The following is a 17336-nucleotide window of genomic DNA, read 5'->3' as shown; positions in this document are numbered from 1 at the left end:
CGAATCGTTCCGGATCGAAAGGAGCAGGCGTCATGCCGAGCGCGTTCCTCCACCCGTTCTCGCCGCCGACCCTGGAGCGGTACATCAACCTCGTGCGTGGCGAGGGCTGCACCCTGTGGGACGACGCCGGCAACAGCTACCTGGACGCCATGGCCAGCCTCTGGTACTGCCAGGCGGGACACGGTCGGGCCGAGATCATCGATGCCGTCGCCGACCAGATGCGCAACCTGGAGGCCTACAACACGTTCGCGCCGTTCACGAACCCCGCAGCGGACGAAGTCTCGGCCATGATCGTCGAGCGCTCCCCGCTCTCCGGCGGGCGGGTGTTCCTGTGCTGCTCGGGCTCGGAGGCAGTGGACACCGCGTTGAAGATCGCCCGCCAGTGGCACCAGTTGCGCGGCGACCTCGGACGGCAAACCGTGATCACCCGCACGAACGGCTACCACGGCACCAACTTCGGCGGTACCGCGGCACAGGGCATCGCTCCCAACCGCGAAGGCTGGGGCGATCTGGTGCCGCACTTCATCGAGGTGCCCCACGACGACTTGGAGGCCGCGGCGGTCGCGATGGCCGCCCAGGACGAGCAACTGGCCGCGGTGATCTCCGAACCGCTGCAGGGCGCCGGCGGGGTGTGGCCGCCCCCCGAGGGCTACCTGGAGGGCCTGCGGCGACTCTGCGACACCCACGGGGCGCTGCTGATCCTCGACGAGGTGATCTGCGGATTCGGCCGAACCGGCGAATGGTTCGGCGCGCAGCACTACGACGTCACCCCCGACGTCATGACCTTCGCCAAGGGAATCACCTCCGGCTACCAGCCGCTGGCCGGGGTGATCCTGTCACGGCGGGTCTGCGAGACCTTCGAGGCCCAAGCGGACGGCTTCCTGCTGCGCACCGGATACACCTACTCGGGGCACCCTGCCGCCTGCGCGGCCGGCGTGGCGAACCTGAAGCTCATGGATGCCGAGGGTCTGGTGGGGCGGGCGCCGCACATCGGCGCGCGCATCTCGGCCGGCCTGCGGGCGATGGCCGATGACGGCCTCGTAGCCGGCTACCGGGGAACCGGCGCCGTCTGGGCGGCCGAACTCGGCCGCGACGCCGCCGGCGTGCGCGCCGAGATCCTGGAGGCGGGGGTCATCGTGCGCCCGATCGGTTCCGCCCTGGCCATGTGCCCGCCCCTGATCATCAGCGACGCCGAGATCGACCGCCTCATCGACACCATGGCCGACGCCCTGCGCTGACCGGCGCTCAGGCCGTGATGTTCACGACCGTGCCGAGGGGGGCGGTGCGGGCGATGACCTCGATGATGTTGTTGGGGATGCGGATGCAGCCGTTCGACAGCGCCTCGCCGACGCGGTCGGGGATGTGCGTGCCGTGCACGGCGATGCGCGGCAACCCGCCGCTGAAACTTTCCAGCACCTCGCTGAAGAACGACAGCATCAAGATCCAATCACCCAACACGACGCTGGCATTCTGCTGGCTGTGATTCGGCAACTTCTCCACAATGAAGCCTCGCAGCGCCGGGGTTGGCGTGTTCGGCCTGCCCACGATGGCGCGGGTGTAGGTCACCAGGTCGTCGCCGTCGAACAGGGCCACCAGGCGGTCCGAGAGGTCGATGAGGACGTGGTGGTTCACCGTCGACCAGGTGAAATTCTCCGTGCGGACCCAGCCGCGGCTGCCGTTGGGACGGACGGGTAGTTCCACCTCGGCCCATTCGTCGCCCGGCCAGGTCCGGAGTACTCGAAGCACCAACCGGTTGCCGCGGAAGGTGTAGCTCCAGACCTCACCGTCGCGGAATGACAGCCGGTCCCCTTCAGGGGCGTCGTACACCGGGATGATGCCGTTCACGGTCTCCTTGGAGACGAGGACGGTGACCGGACTCCACGCGGGGGTCGCCGGTGGCTGCAGCGCCCGGGTCGGCGGCGGGGGCGCCGGTGGATCCGGGGGAGGGCCGGACGCCGGCGGTTCCGCCACTTCGGGGTCCTCAGCGGGCTCCGGGGGAGCGCGTGGCTCGGGCGCGGCCGCGGGCTCAGGAGGCGGCGGCTCGGGGTCCGGGAGCGGCGGCTCGGGGTCCGGGGGCTCAGGAGGCGGCGGGTCGGGGTCCGGGAGCGGCGGCTCGGGGTCCGGGGGCTCAGGAGGCGGCGGGTCGGGGTCCGGGAGCGGCGGCTCGGGGTCCGGGGGCTCAGGAGGCGGCGGGTCGGGGTCCGGGACCGGCGGCTCGGGCGGCGGCGGGGGCGGCTCCGGGGGCACCGGATCCGGCGGCTGCGAGGGCGAGGGCGCGGGATCCGGCGGCGGGGGAGGGTCCGGGGGCGGTTGAGGTGACGCACGCGTCTCGGCGGGATCGGGAGCTGCCGACTTGGCGGACGCCGGAGGAGGAGTCGCCGGAGTCGCCGCTTGCTCTGTCGTGGCGGCAGTCTCGGGAGGAGCAGGCTCCACGACCACCTGCTCGGTGTCCGAACCGCACGACGCCAGCAGCGCAATCGTCGCCGCGATCGCCGTCGCCCGCGCCGCGCGCCGACCGCGGCGGGGACTCGACCCGCAGGCGGGTGCACCAACTCTGCTTCGACGTTGCAAGGACCGCACCGGCGCCCCTCTCAGGCGACGATGTTCACCACGGTTCCCAGCGGGGCCTGCTGGGCGATGGTCTCCACAATGTCGTTGGGGATGCGGATACAGCCGTTGGACAGCGCCTCGCCGACGCGCTCGGGAATGTGCGTGCCGTGCACGGCGATGCGCGGCAACCCGCCGCCGAAGCTGTTCAGCGCCTCGCTGAAGAACGACAGCATCAGGATCCAGTCCCCCAGCACGATGCTGGCGTTCTGCTGGCCGTGGTTCGGCAGCTTCTCCACGAGGAACCCCGACAGCGTCGGGGTGGGTGTCGCCGGCTTGCCGACGATCGCCCTCGTCGACGCGACCAGGTTGTCGCCCTCGTAGAGCGCCACGCTGCGATCCGAGACGTCGATGAGGACATGGTGGCTGACAGTCGACCAGTTGAAGTGCTCGGCGCGAATCCAGCCGCGCGCCCCATTGGGCCGCACCGGCAACTCCACCTGCACCCATTCGTCGCCCTCGGCCCCCTGCAGCACTCGCGCCACGAGACGGTTACGGCGGAAGGTGTAACTCCAGAGATCCCCGTCGGGGAAGGCGAGACGCGTGCCGTTGGGGGCGTCGTACACCGGAATGATGGTGTTCACATCGTCCCTGGAGGTCAGGATCGTGACGGGCTCCCAGGGAGGCGCCGTGGTCGGGGCCGCCGTGGGCGGTGGCGGCGGCGGGAGTTCCTCCACCGGCAGAACAGTGAGACTGGGATCCTCCATCTCCTCCGGCAGCGGCACGTCGGGCAGGTACGGCGGGGGCACGGGCGGATCGCCGCCCTCGGCGCCCGGCGGCGCTGGAGGCGCCGTGACGAGGATCGTGGGCTCGGTCGTCCGGCTGAGAGGCACCGCGGTCGTCGTGGGAGCGGCCAGGGGCGGCTCGACAGCGGGAGCGGTCGTCGCCGCGGGTGTCGCGGACGTCGGCGGCGGCGGCCGCTCGGCGGTCAGGGTGGGGCCCACCTCGGCGTTCCCGCACGCGGCGGCGGCGAGCGCCAGGACGAGCACCGGCGCCAGAGTCCGAAGCGCCAAGCGGCGCGGCGCGGCGCGGCCAAGAGAAGATCGCCTGATCATGTCGTTTCCTTTATCGCGGATCTGCCCTGTCATGCCGGCATCCGCCAAGTGCGGTTTCCGGCACTACTCCGCTCCACTGCCCAGGACAGCCTAACTCCGCGCACTCCGAGACCGGCGGCTCCCATGTTCGGGCGGAGCACCGACCGCCGACAGGACGCCGTTCAGCCACCGAACATCGCCAGCCACTCCGTCGCGTTGCGAGGCTTGAAGACGTAGTTCGACCTGCGGGTCCGTCCGAGAGGTGCGGACGGACCCGCGGCGTAGTAGTGCCCCGGAAAGAGCACCGTGTCATCGGGCACCCGCCCCAGCCGGCGTGTGAGGCTCTCGTACATGGCCGCCGGATCGCCGCCGGGGAGGTCGGTGCGCCCGCAGCCCTCGAGAAACAGCGTGTCCCCCGACAGCAGGCTGCCGCGGACGAGGAAGCACTGACTCCCGGGCGTGTGCCCCGGCGTGTGGATCAACTCGATCTCCAATCCGCCGACGCTGACCACGTCGCCCCCGCTGTGGCTGCGGAGTTCCGGGGGGCCGAGGCCGGTCACGGCGGACATGTAGGCCAATTCGTCGGCCTGTACGTGCACCGGCACGTCGACGACTTCCAAGAGTTCGGCGATGCCGGGAATCGAGAGGCCCATCATGCTGCCCCCGACGTGGTCGGGGTGGTAGTGGGTGGCGAGCACGCCGGCCAGGCGCATCCCGTCGGCATTGCAGAGGTCCACGATGCCGGCGGGGTCATAGGCCGGGTCGATGACGAGCGCTTCGGAGGTCTCCCGGTCGCCGATCAGGTAGACGAAGTTGCGCATCTGCCGGGCCAACTCGTCGCCGAGGGCGAAGTCCGCGCCCGAAAGCAATTGCCGGAAGTAGAAGCGCTCGTCCACGGAGGCGAGCCTACGGGCGGCGAGTTGTCCGGAGGCTCACTCCCCGGGCGGTTCGGGGGCCGCGTGCGGCCGTTGCCAGGCTTCGACGGCCAGCTCCACGACCTCGCGCAGGGGACGGCCGGTTGCGGCGGCCACCGCGGCGGCATCGTCGTGCTCCACCTTCACCCGGCCCGGGGCAACCTTCAGGCGAACCCGCAGGCCGTCGACGTGTACCTCGACCTGCTCGCGCGAACGGGGCCAGCGTTGCAGCGTCGTGGCGCGAATGCCGAGGCTGCCGGTCTCGGTCAGCATCACGTCGGCGACGGTGGCAGCCAGCGCGGGATCAACCAGCGCGCTGACCACGTGGGCCGGGCGACCTTTCTTCATGACGACCGGCGTGATCCAGGCGTCGTGGGCCCCCGCCTGAAGCAGCGCCCCGGTGGTGTAGGCGAGCATCTCGCCCGTCACGTCGTCCACATTCGTTTCGAGCAACTGGACCTCCTGGCCGGCGCTGAGCGTCGCCTCGCTCCGCCCGATGACGACCTGGGTCACGTTGGGCCGATCCTGCAGGTCCCGGTCGCCGGCGCCGTAGCCGACCGACGAGACCGTCATCGCCGGCATCGCGCCGAAACCCGAGGCCAGAGCCGTCATCAGAGCCGCGCCGGTGGGCGTGGTGAGTTCGAGGGGAACGTCGGTCCCGAATGTCGGCGCGCCCCGCAGGAGCTCGACGGTCGCCGGCGCCGGGATGGGCAAGTGGCCGTGAGCGCTGCGGATCATTCCCTGGCCCTGCGCGATCGGACTCACGTACACCTCGGACACATTCAGGGCCTCGAGCGCCGCGCAGGTGCCGACCACGTCGACGATGGCGTCCAGACCGCCGACCTCGTGGAAGTGCACCTGCTCGACGGGGCGGCCATGCAAGCGGGCCTCGGTCGTGGCCAGTGCCCGGAACACCGCCAAGGCGCGGCGCCGCACGCGTTCGGGAAGCTCGGCATCGCCGATCAGACCCAGGATGTGTGACGCCGTGCGCACTACGCCGGATTCCGACACCCTGACGGTGACATCGGAGGCGGCGATCCCGCCCCGCAGAGTCGGCGACACCAGGAGTTCCCAACCCGGCAGGGTCAGGCCGTCGAGGATGTCGCGGACCGCGTCCACCTCGGCGCCGGCATCCACCAACGCGCCCAGAGCCATGTCGCCGGCGACACCGCAGAAGCAGTTGAACCACGCCACGGCCGGCACGACTGCGTCAACTGCGGCGGCCGGTCGGCTCAGATCGGGATCGTCCATCCGCCCTCCACTGCCAGGCGACTCACGCCGGGCCAGCGGCACCGTCGAGCATTCGCAACACGGCAGCGGCCGCTCCGAAGCCGTTGTCGATGCCCACGACCGTGACCCCGGCGGCGCACGAAGCCAGCATCGACAGCAGCGCGGTCACGCCCTCGAAGGCGGCCCCGTACCCCGTGCTGGTGGGCACGGCCACGACCGGAGCCGCGGTGAGACCTCCCACCACGCTCGGCAGAGCCCCCTCCATGCCTGCCACGACGACCACGGCGGTGGCGTCCTGCAAAGCGCCGACCTCCACGAGCAGGCGGTGCACTCCGGCCACGCCCACGTCGTTCAGTCGCCGCGCTGCCACACCGTGCGCCGCCAGGACCGCGTCACACTCGGCCGCCACAGGCCCGTCAGCGGTGCCCGCGGTGGCGATCACGACGTTCGCCCGGACCGGCTCCCCCGGACGCCAGACGATCACCGAGCCATGCTCCCGCCCACCCGGGTTGGCGGCCAGGGCGGCGGTCGCCTGGGTCGCGCTCGCCCGGGTCAGCAGGACCGGTCCCGACCCCGCAGCCAGCAGCTCGGCCACGATGGCGGCGCACTCGCCAGGCTCCTTGCCCGGGCCGTACACGACCTCGCCGATCGGTGAGCGCAGCCGCCGGTGATGGTCGACCCTGGCAAAGCCCAGATCGCCGAATGGGAGACGCCGGAGCTCCCGCACGGCCTCGTCGGGGTGGATCTCCCCCGCCCGCACGCCGGCGAGCAGCTCACGCAAGACGCCCTCGTCCATACTGTTTCGACCTCCGATGACACCGTGACCCGAGGCCGCAATACGCCGACCGCGGTGCCACAGGGCGACCTTACCGGTGCTTCTGTATCCTTGCCGCCCATGACCCGCCGTCCCGCGGCGCCCCGCCGCGTCGCCTACCTCGGACCCCCAGGCACTTTCACCGAGGAAGCGCTGCGGCTGGAGCCGGCGTTCTGCGAGGACATCCACCTACCGATGTCGACGATCCCCGACGTGCTGGAGGCCGCCGCCTGCGGAGACGTGGACTTCGGCTTCGTCGCCATCGAGAACTCCCTCGGTGGGTCGGTGAACGTCACCCTGGACAACCTGGCTCTGGAGTCCGAACTGCTCATCCAGCGCGAGAGCGTCATACCCGTCCAACTCAGCCTGCTGGCGCCTCCGGGAACGGAACTCGCCGATGTACGACGGGTCGTGTCCTTCCCGATGGCTACCGCGCAGTGCCGGACGTTCCTGCGAACGAACATCCCGCACGCCAACGTCGAATCGGCCACGTCCACCGCCGAGGCGGTCCGCGTCGTTGCCGAGGAGGCCGCCCCGCATACCGCCGCCATCGGAGCCGGCCGGGCTGCCGAGATCTACCGCTTGGCGTCACTCGCGGCAGACATCGGTGACGACAACGAGCAGCACACCCGCTTCGTGGCGGTGGCAGCGACCGGCATCACTGCACCCACGGGTCACGACAAGACCTCGATCGTGATCTTCCAGCGCGAGGATGTGCCGGGATCGCTGGCCGGCATCCTGCACGAGTTCGCCGCTCGATCCATCAACCTCACCAAGCTGGAATCTCGCCCAACCAAAGAGGCACTGGGGGACTACTGCTTCGTCATAGACCTCGAGGGGCACATATCGGACGACCTCCTGGCCGACAGCCTGCTGAACATCCAAGCCAAGAAAGCCGACGTCAAGTTCCTCGGCTCGTACCCGGCGGCCACGTGGCGAGAGGGCGACGCCACGCGGCGGGACGCCGACGCCGCCTGGCAGCGGGCACAGAAGTGGCTTGCCGACATCCGGGAGCACCTCAGCGACTGAGGAGGCCACCGCGGGTAGCCTCGCCGCGGGAGGGATGGCAGAGCGGACGATTGCGACGGTCTTGAAAACCGTTGGGTTTCACGACCCCGGGGGTTCGAATCCCCCTCCCTCCGCCGACACGGCCGAGCCAAAGCGCCGCCGCTGGGCCATACTTGGGAACCGCCGTCCGGCCACCGTCGGCCGGCACCCATGCGCTCGTAGCTCAATTTGGACAGAGCATCTGACTACGGATCAGAAGGTTGGGGGTTCGAGTCCCTCCGAGCGCGCTCGTGGCGGTCCGCGGGCCCGCGGTCGCCGCCATGGCCAAACGGCTCGGACCGCCCGCACGGGCCGTGCACCGCAACCCGTCGCCGACCAGTGCTGCGGTGCCGCACCGTTAGCCTGCGGTCGTGACTTCTGCCCGGGCGGTCGACGCCGAACTGGTTTCGGAGGCCACCGAACTGGCGGCGCGGGCCGGGCAGGTGGCGATGCGGTGGTTCTCGCCTCGCAGCCTGACCAGCCGGACCAAGACCGACGGCAGCCCGGTCACCGAGGCCGACCGGGCCGCCGAGGAGTTCCTGCGGCTCGAACTGGCCCGGCGCTACCCCGACGACGCCGTCATCGGCGAGGAGTTCGGCAACGTCGAGGGCAGCAGTGGCAGAAGCTGGGTGATCGATCCCATCGACGGGACACGCAGCTTCGTGCGCGGCGTGCCCCTCTTCACAACCCTGCTGGCGCTGATCGACGAGGTCGGACCCGCCGTCGGAGTCGCTCACGTCCCGCCGCTGAGCGAGTCCGTCGCCGCCGGCCGGGGCCTCGGCGCCGAACACAACTACGCCGGAGAGGTGCGCCCCGCCCGGGTAAGCGACACCGGGCACCTCGAGGAGTCCTACCTGGTGACCAGCGGCATCGAGTACCTACCGGAACGGGGGCTCCGCCTGCTGCTGGAACCCGGCCCGCTCGTTCGGACCTGGGGCGACGGCTACGGGTACGTGCTGCTGGCCACCGGGCGAGCGGAGATCATGCTCGACGCCGGCCTGGCCCTGTGGGACGTCGCCCCGATGCTCGTCATCGTTCCGGAGGCGGGCGGAACCATCACGGACTACGACGGCGCCCCATTGCCGCAGGCAGGCGACGTGGTGTCCACCAACGGCCACGTGCACGACGCGGTCGTGCGGCTGCTGACGCGGTGACGTCTAGAGGCCGACGCCCTCGAAGAGCACGGGAGTAATCCCCCGCTCGGTCAAGGCGCTCAGGAAGCTCAAGGGCGCGAGCGCTTCCGCCAGCCCCATGGCGCCGCGACGGCGCGCCCTGCCGGCCGCCAGTGACAGGACTGCCGTGGCGGCCACCGCGGCAGTGGCCGCAGCGGGATTGTGCGCCACGCCCAGCACTCGCTGGGCGCTCTCGCCCTGCAGCGTTCCGCTGACAGCCACCCGCACAGCCCCGAGGCCGCCCTCCGCATACGGGGGTGTGAGCATGGGGAGATGCGATGTCAGCCGATCCTGACGATCGGCGGCCCGCCGAGCTGTGAGGGTCGTCGCGTCCGGGAACAGGCGGTTCAGGAGCTGCGGCTCGGCGAGCGCGCCGAAATAGCAGTCCGCCGGGCCGACCGGGTCGGGGAACCAGCACAACTCGCGGCCCGAACCGCCGCGACGGCGTACCCAACTGCCGTCGAGCCAGATCCAGGCACTGCGGCCCAGCGCCGCGTGGTAGCGGCGAGCGCAGGCCGGCCCGCCCGTGCCCTGGCGGGCGACGTGAACCGCAATCACCGTGTCGAACCAGCCGGCGGCGTGAGCCGCCAGCACGCACGTCAACCCGGGCGAGAAGGCCGCCCCCAGCACGACCGGCACCCCCCGCTCGCGTGCCGTGGCGTCCAGTGCCAGCAGTCCCCGGACCTCGCCCGGATCTCCAGAGACCGACACGACCGCCACACCGGCCCGGACCAGCTGGACCGCCATGGGCCACTGCGTGCCCGACGGCGTCGCCAGCACCGCGGCATCAGCGCGCTGCAAGTCCCCCAGACCGGCGGCAATCGTGCCAGGAACCGCACGCACGACCTCGGCGGCCGAGGCCGGACTCCGCCCACACACCGCCACGGACTCCACGCCCTCGGCGGCGGCGAGAATCCGGGCGAGGCGCGCCCCGACCGCACCGGTGCCGACGACCCCGAGACGCATCCGCTCCAGCCCGCGGGCGCGGCGGTTCAGGTCAGGCCCGGACCGCGCAACGGTCGCCAGCCTCCCTGGCGGGCCGGCTGGACCTCGGTGCAGATCCGCATGATCCGGTCCATGACGAGGATCGCCAGGGCGGCCAGAACGAACGTCGCCATCCGCCCGAACACGTCGCGCACAACGGCGACTCTAGCGACCGCGTGGGGCTAGCTGGAATCGAACCAGCGACCTCACCCTTATCAGGGGTGCGCTCTAACCGACTGAGCTATAGCCCCGGAAGACTCAACGCTAGCGCCGCCCCACCCGGCGCCCACCGGCGGCGGCCGCCGGAGCGCTCAGCGGTGTGACCTGACCGGTCCCCTGGACGGCACCCGATCCCGCAGCGGCCGGGGGCGGGCACGTGGCGGGCGGAAGCGCGTCGACTCCTCCTCCACGAGCATGATCCGCAGGCCGCCCACCAGCTCGCTGATGAGATTGAAGAGGACGGCCGCCATGACGTTGAACACCGTGGCGAGGAACGCCATCACCAGGCTGGCCAGGGCGTACACCCGGAAGATCTGCCCCGGCACGAACTCGAAGCTCTCGAGCCCGAAGATCTGCGTCACGAACGCTTCGATGCGGTCGATCAGGCCGGTCGAGTCCACCGCGCTCCACAAGATCAACGCTGCCACCAGCAGCACCGCCCACAGGCAGAGATACAGGATCAGCGACAGCTTCAGCACCGACCAGAGCTCGACGCGACGCACGATCCGGCGCACGCTGCGGATCTGCAGCCGGCGGCGGCGGCGGCGTTCGCCCATCGTCCAGCGCTCGGACGGCGCCGCGCCGGCCGACCGCCGACCGCCCCGCTCCTCGGCTTCGGCTCCCCGCCGGTGCCCGGCATCGGGCGGCGCGGCCGAGGGGCTCAGTCCCGATGGATCCCCGGACACAGCACGAAGTGTACGGGACGACCACTTCCGGCTCGGCACAGCCCGGTGCGATGACTCAGCACCGCCAGTCGCACTGCCAGCGATCGCGGCACCTCGATCCCACCCGCTCCCAGCGGGCCGAGCAGCCGAACCGAGCCGGCGACGTCATTGCCCAGGATCTCACTCGCCCGGTCCAGCGCCGCCGCCAGCGCCGGTGCCACAGGCGGCGGCGACCGCTCCGCCGCGGCCGCGGCGACCTCGCCGCCGAGCCTCACCTCCACCCGAGCCACACTGCCGTCCGCCTCGAAGCCGGTGAGTTCGGCCCCGTTGGCCGCGGCCAACTCGACCGCGGCGCCGCGCCGGTCCCCCGCCCCCGCCAAGGCGGCCGCGTCCGCGGCGGTCTGCGCACGGGCCATCAACTGCGCACGCCCCGCCAGCTGCGCCAACACGAGTCCGGCCGCGGCGACGGCCACGACGCACAGCAACACCAGAGGCATGATCTGGCCCCCTTCCCCGCCGCGGCCCAGCGACCGGGGAGACCGTCGCCGGCGGAGCGTCAGGGTTCTTCGCGGGGAACCAACGTGACCGCGCTGACCTTCCGGTCGCCGTCGATCTTCATGACCTTGACACCGGTGGCGTCCCTGCCCTGCGCAGAGACATCCGCCACCGGCAGGCGGATGACGACGCCGTCACTCGCCACCACCATCACCTCATCGCTCTCGGAGACGCCGAGGGCTGCCACCACCTCGCCTTTCCGCTCCACGAGCCGCACCGCCCGCATGCCCAGCCCGCCGCGGTGACGCGACGTGAAGGCGTCGAAGCCGGTGCGCTTGCCGAATCCCTCGTCGGTCACGATCAGCAGCTGCTGATCGGGCCGCTCACGCACCATGGCGACCACCTCGTCGCGCTGGCGCATCCTCATCCCCTGCACGCCCTGGGTCTCCCGCCCGGTGGCGCGTACCTCTTCGGCAGAGGAGGTGAATCGCAGCAGGTTGCCGCGCCGGGTCACGAGGCAGACGTGATCACCCTCGCCGAACGGCAGGACCTGCACCAACTCGTCATCATCGCGAAGGTTGATGGCCCGCAGCCCCCGGTACCGGCTCTGGTACGCGGAGAACTTGGTCTTCTTCACCCGGCCGCGGCGAGTGGCGAACACCAGATAGGGGTTGGTCTCGTAGTCACGGGTGTCGATCACCGCCGCCACCCGCTCCCCCTCCGCCAGCTGCAGCAGGTTGACGACGGCGGTACCGCGCGCCGAGCGGCCAGCCATGGGGATCTGATGCGCCCGCAGCCGGTGCACACGACCGCGGTTGGTGAAGAACAGCAGGTAGGCGTGCGCCGAGGTGTGGATGACGGCGCTGATGTAGTCGCCTTCCTTAAGCTTGGCGCCCGCCACGCCGCGCCCGCCGCGGCCCTGGGTGCGGAACGCATCGGCGGAGGTGGTCTTCACGTAGCCGCCGCCGGTCATGATGAACACGAGGTCCTCGTCGTCGATGAGGTCCTCGATGTCGAACTCGCCCGGATCGATCGCCAACTCGGTGCGCCGGGCGTCGACGAACTGCTCGCGCAGCGCCGACAACTCGCCGCGGATGACCCCCCGCAGCCGCGACTCGTCGGCCAGGATGGCCTCCAGCTCGGCGATGGTGGCACGCAACTCGTCCAACTCCGCAGCCAGCTCGCTGCGCCCCAGACGGGTGAGGCGTCCGAGCGGTGTGTCCAGTATGTGATTGGCCTGCACCTCGCTGAAGTCGAAGGGCTCGGCCATGAGGCCGCTGCGGGCCTCGGGTCGGTCGTCCGATGAGCGGATGAGGGCGATCACCTCGTCCAGCATGTCGAGCGCTCGCAGCAGGCCCTCGACGATGTGTGCCCGCTCGGTCGCCCGCGCGAGGCGGAACTCCGAGCGGCGCCGCACGACTTCGACCTGGTGGGCCACGTACGCCCGAAGCAACTCGGCCAGGCTGAGCGTGCGCGGCACTCCGTCGACGAGCGCCACTATGTTCACCGAGAACGACACCTGCAGCGGGGTGTGCTTGTAGAGGTTGTTCAGGATGACCAATGCCGGGGCGTCACGCGTCAACTCGAAGACCAGCCGGGTCCGCCCCTTGGCCGACTCGTTGCGGATGTCCCTGATACCCGTCAGTACCTTGGTCTCCACCAGGTGGGCGGCACGGCGCTCGATGGCCTCCACGCTGACCTGGTAGGGGATCTGGCTGACGACGATGCGGGTGGCGCGTCCTTCGGTGGCGATCTCCGCCTGCCCGCGCAGGCGCAGCGTGCCGCGCCCGGTCCGGTAGGCCTCCTCGATCCCCGAACGGCCCAGGATCTGCCCGCCGGTGGGGAAGTCCGGGCCGCGCACGAACTGCATGAGTTCTTCAACAGTGGCGTCGGGGTGCGCGAGCAGGTGCAGCACGGCATCGGCGATCTCGCCGAAGTTGTGCGGCGGGATGTTGGTCGCCATCCCCACGGCGATTCCCTGGCTGCCGTTCACCAGCAGATTCGGGAAACGCGACGGCAGCACTTCGGGTTCGCGGTGGCGACCGTCGAAGTTGGCGACGAAGTCCACCGTCTCCTCGTCGAGTCCGGCCAACATGGCGCCGCTGAGCTCCGACAGGCGGCACTCGGTGTAGCGGTAGGCAGCCGGCGGGTCGGCCGGTGAGCCGAAGTTGCCGTGAGGATCGATCAGCAGATGCCGCAGGCTGAAATCCTGGCCCATGCGCACCAGGGCGTCATACACGGCTGTGTCGCCGTGGGGGTGATAACGCGCGATCACGTCGCCGACCACGGTGGCGCACTTCACGTGACCCCTGTCGTGGCGAAGCCCGTTGGACGCCATCGACCACAGGATCCGCCGATGGACCGGCTTGAGACCGTCGCGCACGTCAGGCAGGGCGCGAGCCACGATGACCGACATGGCGTAGTCCAGGAAGGACTGCTCCATCTCGGTCTGGATCTCGATGGTCTCGACCCCGTCGCCGGCCGCGGCGGAAGGTGTCACGTCCTCGATTGGACCGTCCGGCGGTTTGCCGCTCACGCCGTTCAGATGTCGAGGAAGCGCACGTCGCCCGCGTTCGCCTGGATGAACGACTTGCGTCCCTCCACGTCATCACCCATCAGCTGGGAGAAGACGGTGGCGGCGACCGAGGCCTCCTCGACACCGACGCGCAGGAGGGTGCGTCGGGCCGGATCGAGGGTCGTCTCCCAGAGTTCGTCGGCGTCCATCTCGCCGAGGCCCTTGAGGCGCTGGAACTCGTTGCGATGCTTCGGGTGAGCGGCGAGGAAATCAGCCTTGGCCCGATCGTCCTTCAGGTACACCTTGTCGCGGCCCACTTCGGTGGAGTACAGCGGCGGCTGGGCGATGTAGACGTGCCCTTCCTCGATCAGCGGCTTCATCTGACGGAACAGGAAGGTCAGCAACAGCGTCCGGATGTGGCTGCCGTCCACGTCGGCGTCGCAGAGCAGGATGACCTTGCCGTAGCGCAGCTTGTTGATGTCGAACCCGCCGTTGCCGTCATTGCCACTGCCGTTGGCCCCTCGGCGCCCATTGCCATCAGCGGCATCGGCGGCACTCTCGGCGTTGTCCCCGTCGGGAGCACCGAAACCCGCGCCGATGGCGCTGATGAGCGCCGCGATCTCGCTGTTGCGCAGCATCCGGTCGACGCGAGCCCGCTCGACGTTGAGGATCTTGCCCCTGATGGGCAGCACGGCCATGGTGCGGGGATCGCGGGCCTTCTTGGCCGACCCGCCGGCGGAGTCACCCTCCACGATGTACAACTCGTTCTCGTCGATGTCCCCGGACATGCAGTCAGTGAGCTTGCCCGGCAGCCCGGCCCCGTTCAGAGCCGACTTGCGGCGGGTGGCCTCGCGGGCCGCGCGGGCGGCCTCGCGAGCACGCGAGGCCTCGACGGCCTTGGTGACGATGCGGCGCGCCTCGGTGGGATGTTCCTCCAGCCAGTCGCCCAGATGGCGGTTGGTGGCCCGCTCGACCAGCGCGCGGATCGGGACGTTCCCCAGCTTGCTCTTGGTCTGACCCTCGAACTGGGGCTCGCGCAGGCGCACGCTGACGATCGCCGTGAGGCCTTCCCTGATGTCCTCGCCCTGCAGATTGTCCACGCCGCGCAGGAGACCCTTGCGGTCGGCGTAGCGGTTGACCGCCCCGGTGAGGGCCTTGCGAAACCCCTCCTCGTGCATCCCGCCCTCGGTCGTGGTGATGCCGTTGGCGAAGGAGTAGAGCCCGTCGGTGTTGTAGGCGGTGCTCCACTGGAATGCGACCTCCACCTCCTGGTCGGACTCCTCCTGGGCGAAGTAGCCCACCTCGTCGAAGAGGGACTCCTTGGAGGCGTTCACGTGGCGGACGAAGTCCTCGATCCCCCCCGTGTAGCGGTAGGTGGTCCAGCGCGACGCCGCCTGGGCCGGCTGGGTCGGCTGGGTCGGCTGGGCCCGCAGGTCACGAAAGCGAATCCGCAGGCCGGCGTTCAAGAAGGCCATCACCTGCAGGCGCTCCGCGAGCCGGTCGGCATGGAAGGCCACCTCGTCGAAAATCGTCGGATCCGGCCAGAAGCGAACCGTCGTGCCGGTGGGGTTGCCCTCGGGCAACTCCTCGACCTGCTGCAGAGGCGTCTCGATATTGCCGCCGTCGGTGAAACACATCGCCCAGCGAGCGCCGTCGCGCCGCACCTCCGCCTGCAGGCGCCGCGACAGTGCGTTGACGACCGAGACGCCCACACCGTGCAGCCCGCCGGACACCTTGTAGCCGCTGCCGCCGAACTTGCCGCCGGCGTGCAGCGTCGTCATGACCACTTCCAGCGCCGACTGCTCGGGCATGTCGGGATGGGGACCCGTGGGGATGCCCCGACCGTCGTCGACTACCTCACAGGACCCGTCGGCGTGGAGGGTGACGTCCACCTCGCTGCAGTGACCCGCCATCGCCTCGTCCACCGCGTTGTCCACCACCTCGTAGACCAGGTGGTGCAGACCCGTGGGCCCGGTCGACCCGATGTACATCCCGGGTCGGCGGCGTACAGCCTCCAGACCTTCGAGAACGGTGATGTCAGCTGCTTCGTAGGACTCGGCCCTATCAACCATTCGAAAGCGTCTCCGTCCGGTACCGGTCGTTCTCGGGGCCTCTGGGAGGCCGTGTCGCGCGCCCCGGGGCGGAGCAGCGCATGCACCGGTGGTGCCGGCCGCCGGCTGTTCTCGGCCAGTGTCATTCTACCGCCTCCGCCGCCCGTCCCGGTTGCTTCTGCCAGCGACCCTCGGGCGAATGAACTGCACTTTCCCGTGGCCCAGCCGCTCGGCCAGACGGGCCAGCAATTCGCTCTCCAGCAAACGCACCTGCGCAGCCAGCGCCGGATCGTCAACATCGACGGTCAGCCGGCGGTGGACGAGGCGCGCCGGCCGGGCGCGCTCGGCGAGTGTGGGGCCGGCGACCTCCGGCCAGTGCTCGAAAAGGGCCACCAGGACATCCGCGGAAGGCGAGCCGAGCCCCCCCAAGAGCCGGTTCAGGCCATCGGAGACGTGGCGCGGCCCGCGCCGGCTGCCGGATGCCCGGCTCATGGGGTTGCCGCGGGGGCCGCCGGCAACTCCTCGACCCACAAGACCTGTGCCGGGCGTGCCGCCGGGGGAACCTCTCCGGCGGTCGCCAGCAGGATCTGCCCGGCCGGCAGCAAAGCCAGCAGTCGCTCCTGGCGCTCGGGATCCAACTCGGAGAAGACGTCGTCCAGCAACAGGAGCGGGGGTACGCCGGACGCCGCAGTCATCGTCTCGTGCAGTGCCAGGCGCAGGGCGAGGGAAAGGCACCTCTGGTTGCCCTGCGAAGCGTGCGTTCGGGCCGGCAGGCGGTCAAGCCGCCAGTCCAGGTCATCGCGGTGCGGACCGACAGTCGTGACCGCGCGCTGCAGGTCCTCGCCGCGAGCCTCCTTCAGGGCGGCCTGGAGCCCCGCAGCCAGCCAGGCCGGTTCGTACGACATCTCCACGGCACTCGAGCTGTCACCGCTGAGTTCCCGGAAGAGACGCTCCATGCGCGGCTGAAGTTCGCGGACCGCGCCCTGCCGATGCCCCGCCCACACCTCGCCCGCCGCCGCGAGCCGATCGTCCCAGATGTCGAGTGAGCGAGCGCTGTCGGCGTCCATGCGATGCCCGGGGCCGATCTGGCGCAGCAGGGCATTGCGCTGCCGCAGGCAGGCGGCCAGGCGCCGACGATCCTCGGCGGTGCGGGGCCGCAAGCTGACGATCGCGCCGTCGATTGCATCGCGGCGTGCGCCGGGAGAACCCTTGACCACCAGGAGATCGTCGGGCTGGAAGGTCAGCACCGGAACGTGCTCCTGGAGTTCCGCGGCCCGGCGTAGGGCCTGACGGTTCACCTGGGTCCGGTTGCGGCCCGCTGCCGGCCGGAGCTCGATCTCCACCAGCAGCCGGCGACCGGCCACCTCGAACTCCCCGCGCAGCACCGCCTGGGAGGCGCCGGCCCGGACGAGGTCAGCCGTTCCGGCTCCACGAAACGACGACAGCGTGCCCAGGTAGCCCGCCGCCTCCAGGAGCGACGTCTTCCCCGACCCGTTGGGGCCGCGAACGATCGTCAAGCCCTCTGCGGGCTGGAGCGCGACACTCTTGTGCAGACGGAAGTCAGTGACCTCCAGCCAGCGAAGCAGCGC

At 70.6% G+C, this 17336-nt stretch carries 16 protein-coding genes and 3 tRNA genes; 5 read left to right on the top strand and 14 right to left on the bottom strand.

The features are described from left to right. The first annotated feature begins 32 nt into the window (after window positions 1-32). On the top strand, window positions 33-1238 hold the full coding sequence (locus OXG55_11395) for an aspartate aminotransferase family protein (GenBank protein ID MCY4103841.1): 1206 nt from the start codon (window positions 33-35) through the stop codon (window positions 1236-1238). Between the two features lie 7 nt (window positions 1239-1245). Here OXG55_11395 and OXG55_11390 read toward each other — a convergent pair whose 3' ends face one another. The 5 genes from OXG55_11390 to larB all read right to left on the bottom strand — a co-directional run bounded on the left by OXG55_11390 (window position 1246) and on the right by larB (window position 6581). Beyond that, on the bottom strand, window positions 1246-2247 hold the full coding sequence (locus OXG55_11390; GenBank protein ID MCY4103840.1) for a L,D-transpeptidase: 1002 nt from the start codon (window positions 2245-2247) through the stop codon (window positions 1246-1248). 344 nt (window positions 2248-2591) lie between these two features. Then, the gene (locus tag OXG55_11385) at window positions 2592-3662 is read right to left on the bottom strand and encodes a L,D-transpeptidase (GenBank protein ID MCY4103839.1); all 1071 of its coding nucleotides are present in this window, start codon (window positions 3660-3662) and stop codon (window positions 2592-2594) included. 161 nt (window positions 3663-3823) lie between these two features. Then, window positions 3824-4537: an MBL fold metallo-hydrolase gene (locus tag OXG55_11380; protein MCY4103838.1), complete on the bottom strand. Its 714-nt coding sequence runs from the start codon at window positions 4535-4537 to the stop codon at window positions 3824-3826. A 36-nt stretch (window positions 4538-4573) separates the two neighbouring features. Further along, a complete protein-coding gene (larC, locus tag OXG55_11375) occupies window positions 4574-5806 on the bottom strand; it encodes a nickel pincer cofactor biosynthesis protein LarC (protein MCY4103837.1) in 1233 nt (410 codons plus the stop codon). A gap of 22 nt (window positions 5807-5828) precedes the next feature. Then, window positions 5829-6581, bottom strand: a complete 753-nt coding sequence (gene larB / locus OXG55_11370) for a nickel pincer cofactor biosynthesis protein LarB (GenBank protein ID MCY4103836.1) — start codon at window positions 6579-6581, stop codon at window positions 5829-5831. A 99-nt stretch (window positions 6582-6680) separates the two neighbouring features. Between larB and pheA the strand changes: the two genes are divergently transcribed. From pheA to OXG55_11350, 4 genes are all read left to right on the top strand, one after another. Continuing rightward, a complete protein-coding gene (gene pheA, locus OXG55_11365; GenBank protein MCY4103835.1) occupies window positions 6681-7628 on the top strand; it encodes a prephenate dehydratase in 948 nt (315 codons plus the stop codon). A 28-nt stretch (window positions 7629-7656) separates the two neighbouring features. Then, window positions 7657-7741: transfer RNA gene (locus OXG55_11360), tRNA-Ser, on the top strand. A gap of 78 nt (window positions 7742-7819) precedes the next feature. Continuing rightward, window positions 7820-7894, top strand: a tRNA-Arg gene (locus tag OXG55_11355). Between the two features lie 123 nt (window positions 7895-8017). Next, on the top strand, window positions 8018-8800 hold the full coding sequence (locus OXG55_11350; protein MCY4103834.1) for a hypothetical protein: 783 nt from the start codon (window positions 8018-8020) through the stop codon (window positions 8798-8800). A 3-nt stretch (window positions 8801-8803) separates the two neighbouring features. Here the strand turns inward: OXG55_11350 and OXG55_11345 are convergent, their stop codons facing one another. From OXG55_11345 to recF, 9 genes are all read right to left on the bottom strand, one after another. Continuing rightward, window positions 8804-9784, bottom strand: coding sequence for a Gfo/Idh/MocA family oxidoreductase (locus tag OXG55_11345; protein ID MCY4103833.1), 981 nt, complete (start codon window positions 9782-9784; stop codon window positions 8804-8806). A 26-nt stretch (window positions 9785-9810) separates the two neighbouring features. After that, window positions 9811-9957, bottom strand: coding sequence for a hypothetical protein (locus OXG55_11340; GenBank protein ID MCY4103832.1), 147 nt, complete (start codon window positions 9955-9957; stop codon window positions 9811-9813). Window positions 9958-9979: 22 nt separating this feature from the next. Beyond that, window positions 9980-10053, bottom strand: a tRNA-Ile gene (locus tag OXG55_11335). Window positions 10054-10113: 60 nt separating this feature from the next. Then, entirely contained in the window at window positions 10114-10707 is a 594-nt protein-coding gene (locus OXG55_11330) for a DUF3566 domain-containing protein (GenBank protein ID MCY4103831.1), read from the bottom strand. Next, window positions 10683-11183, bottom strand: coding sequence for a hypothetical protein (locus tag OXG55_11325; protein ID MCY4103830.1), 501 nt, complete (start codon window positions 11181-11183; stop codon window positions 10683-10685). The genes OXG55_11330 and OXG55_11325 overlap by 25 nt, the downstream gene beginning before the upstream one ends. Before the next feature lie 59 nt (window positions 11184-11242). Next, entirely contained in the window at window positions 11243-13681 is a 2439-nt protein-coding gene (gene gyrA / locus OXG55_11320) for a DNA gyrase subunit A (protein MCY4103829.1), read from the bottom strand. Window positions 13682-13722: 41 nt separating this feature from the next. After that, window positions 13723-15768, bottom strand: coding sequence for a DNA gyrase subunit B (locus OXG55_11315; protein ID MCY4103828.1), 2046 nt, complete (start codon window positions 15766-15768; stop codon window positions 13723-13725). 126 nt (window positions 15769-15894) lie between these two features. Continuing rightward, window positions 15895-16239 carry a DUF721 domain-containing protein gene (locus tag OXG55_11310; GenBank protein ID MCY4103827.1) on the bottom strand — a complete coding sequence of 115 codons (345 nt, stop codon included), beginning with the start codon at window positions 16237-16239 and terminating at the stop codon, window positions 15895-15897. Next, the gene (gene recF, locus OXG55_11305) at window positions 16236-17321 is read right to left on the bottom strand and encodes a DNA replication and repair protein RecF (GenBank protein MCY4103826.1); all 1086 of its coding nucleotides are present in this window, start codon (window positions 17319-17321) and stop codon (window positions 16236-16238) included. Before recF ends, OXG55_11310 begins: the two co-directional genes overlap by 4 nt. Window positions 17322-17336: the final 15 nt, after the last annotated feature.

It is taken from the genome of bacterium, from assembly GCA_026708055.1.
Taxonomy (GTDB): domain Bacteria; phylum Actinomycetota; class Acidimicrobiia; order Acidimicrobiales; family CATQHL01; genus VXNF01.
The sequence above is the reverse complement of the archived record's forward strand: the minus strand, read 5'-3'. Positions and strand labels throughout refer to the sequence as shown.